This window comes from Nocardioides sp. (assembly GCF_036503465.1).
Classification (GTDB): Bacteria; Actinomycetota; Actinomycetes; order Propionibacteriales; family Nocardioidaceae; genus Nocardioides.
Genome location: NZ_DASXWU010000093.1, coordinates 1 through 13,644, shown reverse-complemented (window position 1 = coordinate 13,644; position 13,644 = coordinate 1). Strand labels below are relative to the sequence as shown.

Below are 13,644 nucleotides of genomic sequence, written 5' to 3'. Positions count from 1 at the left end.
GTTCGTGCGAGACAACATCCCGCGGCCGCCGGCCAGGGTGGTCGAGATCGGGTGCGGTCCGTTGGGCGGGTTCGTGCCGGAGCTGCGTGCCCATGGGTACGACGCAGTCGGAGTCGACCCCGAGGCACCCGAGGAGCCCGGTTACGAGCGAACGGAGTTCGAGCGCTACGACGGCGTCGACGAGGTGGACGCGGTCGTGGCCTGCACGTCGCTGCACCACGTCGCCGACCTCGACGGGGTGCTGGTCAAGGCGAGGGCGATGCTCGCGCCGCGCGGCGTCGTGGTCGTCGTGGAGTGGGCGCGGGAGCGGTTCGACGAGGCGACCGTCCGGTGGTGCTTCGACCGGCTTCAGCCGTCGGATACAGGTTCGGACCACGAGCACGGATGGCTGCGTGAGCGGCAAGCGGAGTGGCTCGCCTCCGGCGAACCCTGGGACGCCTACCTCGACCACTGGGCCCGCCAGGAGGGCATGCACACCGGGCAGGAGATCCTGCGGCAGCTCGACGCCCGCTTCGTCGGCCGTCGGCTGGAGAACGGGCCCTACTTCTTCCCCGACCTGCACGAGGTCACCGAGGCGGACGAGCAGGCAGCCATCGACGCCGGCCTCGTCCGGGCCACCCGCATCCAGTACGTCGGCACCGTCCGGTGATCACGTGCCCCGCTCACGCGCCCGACCCTGCGGCGATCGCGTCGAGGTCGCGGACGGCGTACCGGTAGTGCTCCCACTCCTCCTCGAGGATCACGTGCAGGCACGAGAGGGTCGTCTCCTGGTGGTCGGGAGCATGCGGGTTCCTGCACGTCACCGCCAGCTGCTCCGGCGTGGCGGTGCCGAGGAAGTTCCGCACCATCGCGACGCGATCCGTCCGGGCTTCGAGGACCTCGGCGTACGACGGGGTCTGGTGCGACAGGACCGTCATGTCGAAGTCCTCCTCCTCGAGGCTGGCGTCCGCCAGGCCGAGCGGATGGAACGGGTGCTCGATCTCCAGGATCGCCTTGCCCAGCCACATGTCCGTGGCCAGGACCAGGTGCCGCAGCGTCTGCGCGAACGACCACTCGCCGTCCACGGAGACGTCGACGGTGCCGGGCGACATCGCCTCGACGCGCTCGAGCGCGGTCGCCCACGTCTTCTGGAGCGTGTCCCATGCCGTGCGTAGGCCCTCCGGATCCGCGGCGTGCCGGTCGCCGCGGCCCGGGAAGCGGCGGTCGAGCTCGGCCTCGACGAACGGAGTCACGTGGACACCGTTGACCGTCAAGCCGCCGTCGCCGTCGGACAGCCACGGAGCGTCGATGTCCGCGCCCTCGATCTGGACTCCGCGCATCACGACGCCGGACAGGTCGGCGCCGACGAACCGAGCGCCCCGCAGGTCCGTGTCGACGAACGTCGCGCCCTCCAGGTCGTCGATGCGGGTGAAGCTCGCCATGGGGTCTCCTCGTCGGGCGGTCTCGGTAGCCGATGCTCGCACGTCGTCAGGGAAGGGGTCCGATGGTGCTCCCCGGGGTCAGTCGGTGGCGAGCCGCCGGAGCCCGACGTGATCGCCGCCCTCGGCGAACGCGCGTACGACGTCGAGCAGGTCGGCCTCGTCGGTCGAGTCGACGAGGTAGAACCCGACCATCTGCTCCGCCGACTCGGTGAACGGACCGTCGGTGACCAGCGCCGACCCCCGTCCGGTGTTCCTCATCGAGATCGCCCGTGCGGACGGCTCGAGCGGACTCCCCATGACCAGCTGATGGCCGCGAGCCTTGAGTGCTTCGTGGAAGCGCTTGTGGTTCTCCATCCCGAGCTCGTGCTCGGACTCGGGCAGCTCGGCCCACTCCGCCTCGGGCGCGGGCAGCAGCAGCAGGTAGCGGCGGGTGTCGTCTGACATGAGTCCTCCCCAATAGGTCCCTTCACTGTGCCTGACGGGCGAGCGGCGCGGGAATCGACAACACGACGGGCCGGACGTGGTCAGGCGACGGGTTCTCCGGCCACCCAGACCTGCGCGACGTCCGCAGAGGTCGCGTGGGCGAACGCCTTGGCCAGGGCGTCCTCGGGGGAGGCGGCGTGGCGGAGCAGGATGTCGAGAGGGGTGTCGGCGGCGGGCCGCAGCCACAGGGCGTCGTACGCCTTGCCCTCGCCGAAGGAGCCGACCCTGGAGGCGAGCCCCAGCGCCTCGGCGCCTGCGGTGGTGGCGAGGTGCAGCAGGTGGGCGGCGGTCAGCGGCACGCCGGCGTCGGCCAGGGCCTGCTGGACGAAGTACGCCTGCAGACCCTCCTTGAACAGCGACAACCCGGTACCGGCTCCGACGTCGGAGCCGAGGGCGACCCGTACGCCGGCGTCGAGATGGGCGCGCATCGGGAACAGTCCGCTGCCCAGGCACAGGTTGCTGGTCGGGCAGTGCGCCACGGCGGCGCCGGCGGCGGCCAGGGCGCCGAGCTCGGCGAGGTCCGGGTGCACGTCGTGGGCGAAGACGCTGGTGGGCCCGAGCAGGCCGTGGTCGGCGTAGGTGTCGACGTACGACGAACCGGGGAAGAGCTCGCGGACGCGCTCGATCTCGGCGCAGTTCTCGTTCAGGTGAGAGGTCAGCAGCGCATCGGGGACCTCGTTCAGCAGGGCAGCGCAGGAGTCGAGCAGGTCGGGCGTGCACGACACCGAGAACCGCGGCGTCACGGCATACCGGAGACGGCCGGCGCCGTGCCAGCGCTTGGCCAGGGTCAGTCCTTCGTCGTAGGCGCGGGACGGCGTGGTCAGCAGGTCGTCGCGCAGCTCGCGGTCACCGACCACGAGACCGCTGGTGATCCGCACGCCCACGCGCTCCGCCTCGGTGAACAGCAGCTCCACCGCCCCGGGCTGGTGCGCCCCGAACACCAGCGCCGTGGTCGTGCCGGCGTTGGCGAGTGCGCCCACGAACGCACGTGCCACCTCGGCGGCGTACGCCGTCTCCGCCATCCGTGCTTCCTCGGGGAGCGCGCACTTCTCGAGCCACTCGAGGAGCGGCATGCCCAACGCGCCGATGCAACGCAGCTGCGGGAAGTGGACGTGGGTGTCCACGAAACCGGGGAGCACGAGCCCGCCGCTCAGGTCGACCACCCCGGCGCCCGGGTGCGTCGAGGCCAGGTCGGCGTAGGCGCCTCGCGCGGTGATGATCCCGTCGTCGTCGACGAGTAGCCCGCCGTCCTCCTCGGCGCGGAGCGCACCCCCGAGGAACGGGTCGTCGGGGGTGTCGAGGAGGGTGCCGCGGACGAGCCTCACGTCGAGGTCCCGTGCCGGGCGGCTGTCCGCGCGTTCTCGTCGGCGAACGACTGCAGCAGCGCCGCGGCCACCGAGACCGCGATGGTCGCCGGGTCCTTGCCCGCCAGCGACGTGAGGCCGATCGGGGTCACGATCCGATCCACGGCATCGGCGTCGTGACCGTCCGCGAGCAGCGTCTTCCGGAAGCGCGCCCACTTGGCCGACGACCCGATCACGCCCACCGGCCCGAGGTGTCCGGCGCGCAGGGCGGCGTCGAGGAGCGCGACGTCCTCGGCGTGGTCGTGGGTCATCACCAGCACGTGCGTGCCGGGTGCCAGCTCGGCCAGCACCAGCTCGGGCAGCACCGCCTCGTGGTGCACGTGCACGCGCGCGTCGGAGTCGGCGAGCGGGGCCAGCGCCTCCTCACCGAGGTGGTCGGGACGCGAGTCGACGAGGTGCAGGTCGAGGTCGTGCCGGGCCAGGATCCGGGCCAGCTCGAGCCCGACGTGCCCGATGCCGAAGATCGCCACGGCCGGGCGTACGGCGAGGGGCTCGAGCAGCACGGTGACCTCACCGCCGCAGCACTGCACGCCGTACTCGGCCGGCGCCCGGTCGGAGAGATCGAGCGTGAAGGTCGTCGGGGCGGTGTCGCCGGAGGTGAGCATCGCACGCGCTCGCGAGACCGCCGTGGCCTCGACGTTGCCGCCGCCGATCGAGTCCCAGGTGGCGTCTTCCGCGACCACCATCTTGGCCCCGGCATCGCGGGGGGCGTGGCCGCGGACGGCGACGAGCGTGACCAGCACCCCGGACCGACGCTCGGCCCGCAGTCTCTCCACCGCCTGGAGCCACCGCACGGCTCAGGCCCCCGCCGGCTCGGGAGCGACGGCGGCCTGCCGGGCCTCGTCCAGCGCCCAGTAGACGGCCTCGGGGGTCGCCGGACTGGGCAGGTCGACGCTGGTGCCCGCCGGCCCGAACGCGGCGCACGCCTGGCGCAGCGCCTCGCGCACCGAGAACGCGAGCATCAGCGGCGGCTCCCCGACGGCCTTGGCGCCGTACACGGCGCCGTCCTCGTGGGCCTGCTCGAGCATCGCGACGTTGAACACCTCCGGCATCTCGGCGAAGCTCGGCAGCTTGTAGGTGCTGGCCGCCTGGGTGCTCAGCCGGCCGTGCCGCTCCGGGTGCGCTCCGTCGTGGGTGGTCTCCCAGCGCAGGTCCTCGAGCGTGAGCCAGCCGACCCCCTGAACGAACCCGCCCTCGATCTGCCCCAGATCGACCAGAGGGGAGAGGCTGTCCCCGACGTCGTGCACGATGTCGACGCGACGGGTGCGATAGGCACCGGTGAACCCGTCGACCTCGACCTCGGCCGCGGCCGCGCCGTACGCGAAGTACTTGAACGGCGAGCCGCGGAAGGTGGTGGCGTCCCAGCTCAGCCCCTCGGTGCGGTAGTAGCCCGCGGCGAACAGCGGGACCCGTGCGAGGTAGGCCTCCCCGACCAGCTTCTCCCAGGGCAGGTCCCGGCCGGCGTCGACCTCGGCGAGGCGGGTGCGGATCTGCTCGCACGCGTTCTTGATCGCGGCGCCGTTGAGGTCGGAGCCGGACGACGCCGCCGTGGCCGAGGTGTTGGGCACCTTGTCGGTGCGGGTCGGGGCCAGGCGCACGCGCGCGAGGGGTACGCCGAGCGCCGTGGCCGCCACTTGGAGGACCTTCGTGTGCAGCCCCTGGCCCATCTCGGTGCCGCCGTGGTTGACCAGCACGGAGCCGTCCTTGTAGACGTGCACGAGCGCGCCGGCCTGGTTCAGCGGGGTGAAGTTGAACGAGATGCCGAACTTCACCGGCGTCACGGCCAGCGCGCGCTTGGTGTAGGGGTGGCCGGCGTTGAACTCTGCGATCTCGCGAGCGCGGCCGGCGACGTCTCCCGTGGTGAGCACCTGGTCCCACGCCGTCACCGCCCGCGCGGCGTGCCGCACCGGCTGGCCGTACGGCGTCTCCTGGCCCTCGGCGTAGAAGTTGCGGCGGCGCAGCTGGAGGGGGTCGATCCCGAGCAGCGGCGCACACCGGCCGAGGACGTCCTCGAGCACGAGCATCCCCTGGGGGCCGCCGAAGCCACGGAAGGCGGTCTGGGAGGTCTTGTGGGTCTTCGCGACCCGGCCGTGGATGCGCACGTCAGGGATCCAGTAGGCGTTGTCGACGTGGCAGACCGCCCGGGCGAGCACGGCCTCGGACAGGTCGAGGCTCCACCCGCCGTCGGAGGTCAGCGTGGTGTCGAGCGCGAGGAGGTGGCCGTCGTCGTCGAACCCGACCCGCCAGGTGGCATGGAAGCCGTGCCGCTTGCCGGTCATCGTGAAGTCCTGGGTGCGGTTGAGTCGCACGCGTACCGGGCGGCCGGTCAGGGTCGCGCCGAGCGCGGCCACCGCGGCGTATCCGTTGGCCTGGACCTCCTTGCCGCCGAAGCCGCCGCCCATCCGCAGGCACTGGACCGTGACGGCGTGGCTCGCGAGGCCGAGGACGTGGGCGACGACCTCCTGGGTCTCGCTCGGGTGCTGGGTCGACGACTGCACGAAGACCTGGCCGCCGTCGTCGACGTCGGCGAGCGACGTCTGGGTCTCCAGGTAGAAGTGCTCCTGGCCGGCCATCTCGGTCTCGCCCTCGAAGACGTGCGGGGCTCGCGCGAGCGCCGCCTCCACGTCGCCGCGCCCCGCAGTGGGCCGGGCGCCCTGGAAGCTCTCGGCCGCGATCGCGTCGTGGATCGTGAGCAGGGCGGGGAGCGGCTCGTAGTCGACCTCGACCCGGCCCGCGCCGCGGCGAGCCGCCTCGGGCGTCTCGGCGAGGACCCAGCACACGGCCTGGCCGTGGTACATCACCTCGGAGGGGAACAGCGGCTCGTCGTGCTTGATGCCCGAGTCGTTCACGCCGGGCACGTCGTCCGCGGTCAGCACCCGGACCACGCCCGGCTCGTCGTACGCCGCGGCGGGGCGCAGCGCGGTGACGCGCGCGTGGGCGTGGGGCGACTGCACCGGCCAGGCGTGGAGGACGCTCTTGGTGCGGGGCGTGAGGTCGTCGGTGTAGAGGGCCCGGCCGGTCACGTGCAGGGCCGCGCTCTCGTGGGGGATCGTCTCGCCCACCACGGGACTCTCCGGCCGCTGCGACAGCTCACTCATCGCCCGACACCTCCGCGAACAGCCGGCGCAGCGCCTGGCCGAGCATCGCCGACCGGTAGCGCGCCGAGGACCGCTGGTCGTCGATCGGCGTCCCTTCGGAGGCAAGAACAGCTGCGGCTGCGTCGACGGTCTCGTCGGTCCAGGGCCGGCCGGTCAGGGTGTTCTCGGTCGCGCGCGCCCGAAGTGGGGTGGCCGCGACTCCGCCGAGGCCGATGCGGGCCGATCGGACGACGCCGTCGGCGACGTCCAGGGCGAACCCGACCGCGACGCTGGAGATGTCGTCGTACCGCCGCTTGGCGACCTTGTGGAAGGCGGTCAGCGGGGCCAGCGGCAGCGGAACCACGACCTCCTTGATCAGCTCCTCGGCTCTCCGGACGCTCGTGCGGTAGCCCGTGAAGTAGTCGGCGAGGGGCACCCGGCGCTCACCGCCGGTCGAGACCAGGACCACGTCGGCGTCGAGGGCGAGCAGCACGGGCGCGCTGTCGCCGATCGGGGAGCCGGTGCCGAGGTTGCCGCCGAGGGTGGCGCCGTTGCGGACCGGGCGGGACGCGAACTGCCAGAACAGCTCGTCGAGGACCGGCACCCGGCCGGCCAGCCGGCGTTCGATCTCGGTCAGCGTCAGCGCGGCGCCGATCCGCAGCTCGTCGTCGGCCCACCGGAGCTCACGCAAGGCCTCGAGGCGGTCGATCGCGAGGAGCAGGCTCGGCCGCGAGCCGCGGAGGTTGATCTCGACTCCGAGGTCGGTGGCGCCTGCGACGGGCGTGGCTTCGCCGTCGGCGAGGATGCGGAGGGCGTCGGACAGGCCCTCGGGACGCACGAACGTCGCGCCGTCGGCGTCGATCCGGGTCGGGGTGGCGGTCGGCGCCGGAGCATGGCGGCGTACGGCGAGCGGGTCGTCGGCGGCGGGCTCGGTGAGTGCGTACGCGGCGTCACGGATCGGGCGGTAGCCGGTGCAGCGGCACAGGTTCCCGGTGAGGGCGTGCAGGTCGAAGCCGTTGCCGCCCGTGTCGACGGGTCGCGTGCCGTTGGTCGACGGCGTGGGGACCCGGTCGGCCCGGTAGAACTCCGCGGCCATCGAGCAGACGAAGCCGGGCGTGCAGTAGCCGCACTGCGAGCCGCCGCGCTCGGCCATCTCGCGCTGCACCGGGTGGAGGTCGGCAGGTGTGCCCAGACCCTCGGACGTGACGACCTCCTGACCGGACAGCGAAGCCGCCGAGACGAGGCAGGCGTTGATCGAGGTCCACTCCGCACCCGGCGAGCCGTCGGCGGGCGGCCGCGCGACCAGCACGCAGCAGGCCCCGCACTCGCCCTCGGCGCATCCCTCCTTGGCGCCGGTCAAGCCGCGGTCGCGCAGGAAGTCGAGGGCGGTGGTGTGCGGGGTGACACCGTCGAGCGGGAGCGGCGCGCCGTTGACCGTGACGGCGGCGACGTCGGTGGGATCGGTGATGTCGGCGATCCCGGTGATCTCGGCCATCGCACCTCCCGTCGTACGCCGTCGTTCCCGTCCGGCACCAGAGGCATGGTTGCGAGGTCCTGCCGCGTGCCTGCTGGTTATCCATGCGAACAACAGGCCGTCCCCCCACTCTACCGACGCCCCGGCCGGCTGTCCCCGGACGCTGACCCGGCAGAAGGGTGCAGTTCCAGAGCGCTGACCCGGCTCTTGGCAACGTCCCAGCGCGCTGACCCGGCTCTTGGCAACGTCCCAGCGCGCTGACCCGGCTGGTGACGCCTCGGACAAGAGCCGGTTCGGCTTCGTAGAACGTGGACAAGAGCCGGGTCAGCGTCGTAGGGCGTGGACAAGCGCCGGGTGAGCGTCGTAGGGCGTGGACAAGAGCCGGGTGAGCGTCTTACAACCGGAGCTTCGGGTGGCGGTTGACGTCCTTGTAGAGCAGGTAGCGGAAGCGGCCGGGGCCGCCGGCGTAGCAGGCCTGGGGGCAGAAGGCGCGGAGCCACATGTAGTCGCCCGCCTCGACCTCGACCCAGTCGGTGTTCAGCAGGTAGACGCCCTTGCCCTCGAGCACGTAGAGCCCGTGTTCCATCACGTGCGTCTCGGGGAACGGGATCGCGCCGCCGGGCTCGAAGTTCACGATGTTGACGTGCAGGTCGTGGCGCAGATCGCCGAGGTCGACGAACCGGGTCGTGGTCCACGCGCCGTCGGTGTCGGGCATCGGCACCGGCTCGACGTCCTTCTCGTTCGTCACGAATGCCGGTGGCGCGTCGAGGCCCTCCACTCGCTCGTAGGCCTTGCGGATCCAGTGGAAACGGGCAGGTCGGGCCAGCGGGTTGTGGGCGGTCCAGTGGATGCCGGGAGGCAGGTAGGCGTAGCCGCCGGCTTCGAGCAGCGAGACGTGCCCGTCGACGACAAGCCGCACCCGTCCAGAGGTCACGAACAGCACGCCCTCGGCGTCCGGGTCCGGCTCCGGACGGTCGGCTCCGCCGCCGCGCTCGACCTCCATCACGTAGTGGCTGAACGTCTCGGCGAAGCCGGTCAGCGGCCGGGCCAGGATCCAGCAGCGGGTCTGCTCCCAGTGAGGGAGGTACGACGCGACGATGTCGGTCATCGAGCCGTGCGGGATCACGGCGTACGCCTCCGTGAAGCGCGCCCGGTCTGTCGTCAGCCGGGTCTGCGGCGGCAGCCCGCCCGGAGGTACGGCGTAGCTCATGACGCTCCTCTCACCAGCAGCCGACCCCTCGGCTCGTCGTCGATCTCGCGCCCGGCCAGGAAGGTACGGCGCACCACGCCCTGCAAGGTACGCCCGGCGTACGCCGAGACCCGATTCTTGTGGTGCAACCGCGACACGTCGACCACGAAGGACTCCTCCGGCGCGAGCACGGCGAGATCCGCGTCGGCGCCGGCCTCGATCCGGCCCTTGCGCGACAGGCCGACGCGGTCGGCCGGCGCCGTCGCCATCCACCGCACCACGTCCGCCAGCGCGGTCCCGCGTCGGCGCGCCGCGCTCCACACGACCGGCAGACCGATCTGAAGCGACGACACCCCGCCCCAGGCTCGCGCGAAGTCCGGCACCTTGAGGTCGGTGGTGCTCGGGGAGTGGTCGGTCACGACGAAGTCGATGTCCCCGCTCGCCAGCCCGGCCCACAGCAGGTCCTGGTTGGACTGCTCCCGGATCGGCGGGCAGCACTTGAACTCGGTCGCGTGGTCCGGCACCTCCTCGGCCGCCACGGCGAGGTAGTGCGGGCAGGTCTCGACCGAGACGTCGACACCCTCGAGGCGAGCCGCATGCAGATCGGGCAGGGCGCTCGCCGAGGACAGGTGGACGACGTGGGCGCGCGCATGGGTCCGGCGGGCGGCGTCGATCACCAGCCGGATCGCCTCGTCCTCCGACGCCGCCGGCCGCGAGGCGAGGAACCCGTCGTACGACGGGCCCGGCTCGCCGACCAGGTGCCCGTCCTCGGCATGCACGAGGAGGAGCGCGCCCAGCCGCCCGCTCTCGGTCATCGCGGCCCGGAGCTGCGACGACGTCAGGTGGCGGAACTCCTCGACCCCGGAGTCGACCAGGAAGCACTTGAAGCCGAAGACGCCGGCCTCGTGCAGCGCGGCCAGGTCGCCGAGGTGCTCCGGCACCGCCCCGCCCCAGAACCCGACGTCGACGAAGACCCGGCCACGCGCGGCGTCCTGCTTCGTGCGCAAGGCATCGACGGTGACCGTCGGCGGCACCGAGTTCAGCGGCATGTCGACGATCGTCGTGACACCGCCGGCGGCGGCCGCCCGCGTCGCGGAGTCGAAGCCCTCCCACTCGGTGCGGCCGGGTTCGTTGACGTGGACGTGGGTGTCGACCAGGCCGGGGATGAGCACCTCGTCGTCCTCGAGGGTGAGGGCGCGGGCGGCCGTGACCGGTTCGTCGTACGACGTGACGGCGGCGATGCGTCCGTCCTCGACGACCACCGCGACCGCGCCCTCGACACCGTCGACGATCGCGCGGGTCGCCCGCACGACGAGGTCAGCTGCCACGGTAGGTGGAGTAGCCGTACGGGCTGAGGAGCAAGGGCACGTGGTAGTGGCTCTCGCCGTCGGCGACGGTGAACGTGACGGCGACCTCGGGATAGAAGCCCTCCGGCTGGTAGCTCCCGACGGAGAAGCGCACCGTGTAGACGCCGGCCGACAGATCGTCCCCGAGCGACGCGACGCGGCCGTCGTCGTCCGTCACCGCGTCGGCGAGGGCCTCGCCCGACGCGTCCAGGAGGTGCACGGGCACGCCGGCGGCGGGTCGGCCGCGCGCGGTGTCGAGGACGTGGGTGCTGAGGGTGGGCATCGTCTAGACCTCGTTCTCCAGGCGCAGGAGGGCGATCTGGCGCAGGTTGTCGAGCATCTCCTCGTGCTCGACCTCCGGCGGGTTGCCGAGGCGGCGCTCGAGCTCGCCGAGGATCTCGCTGCCGGAGCGACCTGCCGCTCGGATCAGGAACACGTGCCCGAACCGGTCCTCGTAGGCGCGGTTGCCCTCCACCAGTCGCGCCTCGTCGCCGGCCCCGACGCCGCTCTGCTCCTGCGCCGAGGCGGCGGCGTTGTGACCGGCGGCCGCCCGTTCGCCGATCCGCGGGTGGCCGGCGAGGGCGTCGCGGATGTCGTCCTCCGACAGCCGCCGACTGGCCCGGTCGGCTTCGGCGACGAGCCGTTCCTTCGTCCCGAAGGGGCGCTCCGACAGCACCCGCTCCGCCCAGTCCGGGGCGGACATGCAGCGCAGCAGCAGCGCGCGGGCGTCGTCCTCGGGCAGGTCGTCGAAGCGCATCAGCAGAACCCCGGGACGTCGCGCCAGGCGACCGTCTCGTCGGCGGCGTCGTCGCGGCGTACCTGCGCCTCGATCAGGCCGTAGGGTCGGTCGTCGGCGTGGAACACCTCACCGGGGTTGTCGATCCCGAACCGCGACAGGTCGACCACGAAATGGTGCTTGTTGGGCGCCGAGAAGCGGATCTCGGCCAGCGCCGGCCGAGCCTCCAGCACGGCCTTCCCCATCAGGTGCAGCGTCTCCTGGAGCGCGCGGCTGTACGTCGTCGCGAAGGTCCCGAGCAGCACCGCCTTGACGTCGTCGTACGCCGCGTCCCAGTCGGACGGGTGCTCGGGCCCCCATCGCCACCATGCCGTCAGGGAGGTCGCGAGCACCCGGTCGTCGGTCTCGGCCAGGGTGGTGAACCGGTCCTCGAGGAAGCCCTTGAACTCCGAGCCGGTCGACTTCAGCACGGTCAGGTCCGTCAGCCCCGACAGGACGTGCACGCGGTGATAGACGTCGCGACCCTCCACGGTGACCGCGCAGGTGCGGGTCTCGGCGCCACGGCGTACGAACGAGTGGTCGTGACCCTCGGGCCCGACGGCGACCCGGTCCCAGGCGTACTCCTCGACCCGCACCTGGGCGCTGGTGGCGTACGGGCTGGCTTCGAGCAACCGGTCGGCGACCGCCACCGCGTACTCCTCGGGGGACGCGGGACCGTGCTCGCGGGCGTAGGCGAGGACCGTGTTCTTCTGGGAGTCGGTGGGCAGCACGTGGGCCTGGTCGCCGGTCTCGTGGGCGTCCACGAAGTCGCCGCGCAGGGCGGTGGACACGTTGCGGTCGCGGATCTCGTGCCGGGGGGTGTCGCGGACGATCCGCACCACCCGGGTCTCCGCCTTTCCGTACCGGTTGTCCCCCAGGACGATCCCCATCGTGTCTCCTCTCGGTCCTGCTCAGGCGCGGGCCGGCCGGGCGAGCGCGGTCAGGTCGGTCACGGTCATGCCGCTCGCGGTGACGGCCTCGTTCTCGCCAAGCGCGCCGCACTCCAGGCCGCGCACCAGGAAGTCCGCGAGCGCCCGTGCCGTGGCGGGCTCGTCGAGGATGCCACCCTCACCGCGCGCGGCGTACCTCTGGAGCCGCTCGGCCGCGTCACCGAACCCGTCGCGGTAGAAGGCGTACGTGGCGGCGTACCGCGTCGGCAGGTGGGCCGGATGCAGGTCCCAGCCCTGGTAGAAGCCGCGCTCGAGCGACCGGCGTACGAGACGGAGGTGCAGCGCCCAGGCTCGGCGTACCTGCTCCGTGTCACCGACCGGCAGGATGTTGGACGACCCGTCGGACAGGCGTACGCCGGTGCCGGCGGCGGCCGCTTGCATCACCGCCTTGGCGTGGTCGGCCGCCGGGTGCTCGAGCGACTGGTAGGGCGCGGCGATCCCGCAGAAGGCGGAGTAGTCGTAGGTGCCGTAGTGCAGGCCGACCACGCGACCGGGGGCGGCGTGGATCATCCGAGCCACGAGGGCGGTGCCGTCCGGTCCGAGGATCGACTGCGGCGTCTCGACCTGCACCTCGAAGCGCAGCGTGCCCGGCGCGAGACCGTGCGCCCCCTCGATCCGCTCGCACGCCAGCGCCATCGCCTCGACCTGGGCCACCGCGGTCACCTTGGGCAGGGTCACCACGAACCCGTCGAGTCGGCCGCCGGCGGCCAGCAGGTGGTCGACGAAACCGACCACGGTGGCGAGCCCGCGTTCCCGCGTCGGCCGCTCGAAGCTCTTGAACCGGATGCCGTACGACGCTGGCCGGCTCGCGTCGCCCTGCGACGCTGCGAGCGCCTTGGCGGCGCGGGCGACATCGGCGTCCTCGACCTCGTCCGGCCTGGTGCCGTAGCCGTCCTCGAAGTCGATCCGGAGGTCCTCGATCGGCTCTCGCCGCAGCTTGTCCTCGACCCGTGGAACCAGGTCGTCCGCGGCGGCGCCCAGGCACTCGCGCAGGATGGCGTCGTGGTCCGCCATCGCCTGACGGGCCTGTTCGCCCCAGGTCCGGGTGAGGTCGGCGTCGTACCGGTCCGCGGGCACGTAGACCGTGTGCACAGGCTGACGTCCGCGCCGATCGCCGGGGAAGCTCGCGACCAGCGCGTCGTCCTCCGCCGCGAGCCTCGAGTCCAGCTCTCGGGCGAGCTCGGCGGCGAGGTCCTCCACGCCCGGCATCGTAGAGCCTGTGGATCGCCGGCCACCCGCGTCGGCGAGCCCTGCTAGACAGGACCGATGCCGACCACGACCGACGTACGCGCCGACGCCGAGCGATTCCTGCGTGCGCTGGTCGGCCGCGACGACGCGGTGCTGTACGACGACCAGTGGGCCGCGATCGAGGCGCTGGTGGTCGACCGGCGGCGATCGCTCGTCGTGCAGCGCACCGGCTGGGTCAAGTCGGCGGTGTACTTCGTGGCCACCCTCCTGCTCCGCGCCGAGGGCGCCGGGCCGACCGTGATCGTGTCGCCGCTGCTGGCGCTGATGCGCAACCAGATCGCCGCCGCCCAGCGCGCCGGTATCCGCGCGGTCACCAT

General features: G+C 72.5%; 13 protein-coding genes and 1 pseudogene. 2 read left to right on the top strand and 12 right to left on the bottom strand.

Features of this window, described 5'->3' with window-relative positions:
• Positions 1-4 precede the first annotated feature (4 nt).
• Entirely contained in the window at positions 5-649 is a 645-nt protein-coding gene (locus VGK78_RS16860) for a class I SAM-dependent methyltransferase (RefSeq protein ID WP_331528886.1), read from the top strand.
• 13 nt (positions 650-662) lie between these two features.
• Here VGK78_RS16860 and VGK78_RS16855 read toward each other — a convergent pair whose 3' ends face one another.
• The 12 genes from VGK78_RS16855 to VGK78_RS16800 all read right to left on the bottom strand — a co-directional run bounded on the left by VGK78_RS16855 (position 663) and on the right by VGK78_RS16800 (position 13,279).
• Positions 663-1,421 (bottom strand): DinB family protein, encoded by a 759-nt coding sequence (locus VGK78_RS16855; protein ID WP_331528885.1) that lies wholly within the window; start codon positions 1,419-1,421, stop codon positions 663-665.
• Between the two features lie 78 nt (positions 1,422-1,499).
• The gene (locus tag VGK78_RS16850) at positions 1,500-1,865 is read right to left on the bottom strand and encodes a YciI family protein (RefSeq protein WP_331528884.1); all 366 of its coding nucleotides are present in this window, start codon (positions 1,863-1,865) and stop codon (positions 1,500-1,502) included.
• Positions 1,866-1,945: 80 nt separating this feature from the next.
• Complete coding sequence (gene guaD / locus VGK78_RS16845) at positions 1,946-3,229, bottom strand: guanine deaminase (RefSeq protein WP_331528883.1); 1,284 nt, start codon at positions 3,227-3,229, stop codon at positions 1,946-1,948.
• On the bottom strand, positions 3,226-4,044 hold the full coding sequence (gene xdhC / locus VGK78_RS16840) for a xanthine dehydrogenase accessory protein XdhC (RefSeq protein WP_331528882.1): 819 nt from the start codon (positions 4,042-4,044) through the stop codon (positions 3,226-3,228). The genes guaD and xdhC overlap by 4 nt, the downstream gene beginning before the upstream one ends.
• A 21-nt stretch (positions 4,045-4,065) precedes the next feature.
• On the bottom strand, positions 4,066-6,366 hold the full coding sequence (locus VGK78_RS16835; protein ID WP_331528881.1) for a xanthine dehydrogenase molybdopterin binding subunit: 2,301 nt from the start codon (positions 6,364-6,366) through the stop codon (positions 4,066-4,068).
• Positions 6,359-7,840: a xanthine dehydrogenase small subunit gene (locus VGK78_RS16830; RefSeq protein WP_331528880.1), complete on the bottom strand. Its 1,482-nt coding sequence runs from the start codon at positions 7,838-7,840 to the stop codon at positions 6,359-6,361. The genes VGK78_RS16835 and VGK78_RS16830 overlap by 8 nt, the downstream gene beginning before the upstream one ends.
• A 373-nt stretch (positions 7,841-8,213) precedes the next feature.
• Complete coding sequence (locus VGK78_RS16825; protein WP_331528879.1) at positions 8,214-9,029, bottom strand: bifunctional allantoicase/(S)-ureidoglycine aminohydrolase; 816 nt, start codon at positions 9,027-9,029, stop codon at positions 8,214-8,216.
• Positions 9,026-10,336 carry an allantoinase AllB gene (gene allB / locus VGK78_RS16820; protein WP_331528878.1) on the bottom strand — a complete coding sequence of 437 codons (1,311 nt, stop codon included), beginning with the start codon at positions 10,334-10,336 and terminating at the stop codon, positions 9,026-9,028. Before allB ends, VGK78_RS16825 begins: the two co-directional genes overlap by 4 nt.
• Positions 10,326-10,637, bottom strand: coding sequence for a hydroxyisourate hydrolase (gene uraH, locus VGK78_RS16815; protein ID WP_331528877.1), 312 nt, complete (start codon positions 10,635-10,637; stop codon positions 10,326-10,328). Before uraH ends, allB begins: the two co-directional genes overlap by 11 nt.
• A gap of 3 nt (positions 10,638-10,640) precedes the next feature.
• On the bottom strand, positions 10,641-11,111 hold the full coding sequence (gene uraD, locus VGK78_RS16810) for a 2-oxo-4-hydroxy-4-carboxy-5-ureidoimidazoline decarboxylase (protein ID WP_331528876.1): 471 nt from the start codon (positions 11,109-11,111) through the stop codon (positions 10,641-10,643).
• Positions 11,111-12,019, bottom strand: a complete 909-nt coding sequence (pucL, locus tag VGK78_RS16805; RefSeq protein WP_331528875.1) for a factor-independent urate hydroxylase — start codon at positions 12,017-12,019, stop codon at positions 11,111-11,113. The genes uraD and pucL overlap by 1 nt, the downstream gene beginning before the upstream one ends.
• 21 nt (positions 12,020-12,040) lie before the next feature.
• The gene (locus tag VGK78_RS16800; protein ID WP_414690702.1) at positions 12,041-13,279 is read right to left on the bottom strand and encodes a DUF6986 family protein; all 1,239 of its coding nucleotides are present in this window, start codon (positions 13,277-13,279) and stop codon (positions 12,041-12,043) included.
• Positions 13,280-13,345: 66 nt separating this feature from the next.
• On the opposite strand from VGK78_RS16800, the pseudogene VGK78_RS16795 reads away from it, so the two are divergent.
• A pseudogene (locus VGK78_RS16795) lies at positions 13,346-13,644 on the top strand (recombinase RecQ); the annotation flags it as partial.

What these genes read in the sequence shown, in the direction of transcription:
- uraD (WP_331528876.1), bottom strand. Translation starts at nt 11,111, where the DNA reads ATGCGCTTCGACGACCTGCCCGAGGACGACGCCCGCGCGCTGCTGCTG.
- VGK78_RS16830 (WP_331528880.1), bottom strand. Translation starts at nt 7,840, where the DNA reads ATGGCCGAGATCACCGGGATCGCCGACATCACCGATCCCACCGACGTC.
- VGK78_RS16850 (WP_331528884.1), bottom strand. Translation starts at nt 1,865, where the DNA reads ATGTCAGACGACACCCGCCGCTACCTGCTGCTGCTGCCCGCGCCCGAG.
- VGK78_RS16835 (WP_331528881.1), bottom strand. Translation starts at nt 6,366, where the DNA reads ATGAGTGAGCTGTCGCAGCGGCCGGAGAGTCCCGTGGTGGGCGAGACG.
- pucL (WP_331528875.1), bottom strand. Translation starts at nt 12,019, where the DNA reads ATGGGGATCGTCCTGGGGGACAACCGGTACGGAAAGGCGGAGACCCGG.
- VGK78_RS16825 (WP_331528879.1), bottom strand. Translation starts at nt 9,029, where the DNA reads ATGAGCTACGCCGTACCTCCGGGCGGGCTGCCGCCGCAGACCCGGCTG.
- uraH (WP_331528877.1), bottom strand. Translation starts at nt 10,637, where the DNA reads ATGCCCACCCTCAGCACCCACGTCCTCGACACCGCGCGCGGCCGACCC.
- VGK78_RS16855 (WP_331528885.1), bottom strand. Translation starts at nt 1,421, where the DNA reads ATGGCGAGCTTCACCCGCATCGACGACCTGGAGGGCGCGACGTTCGTC.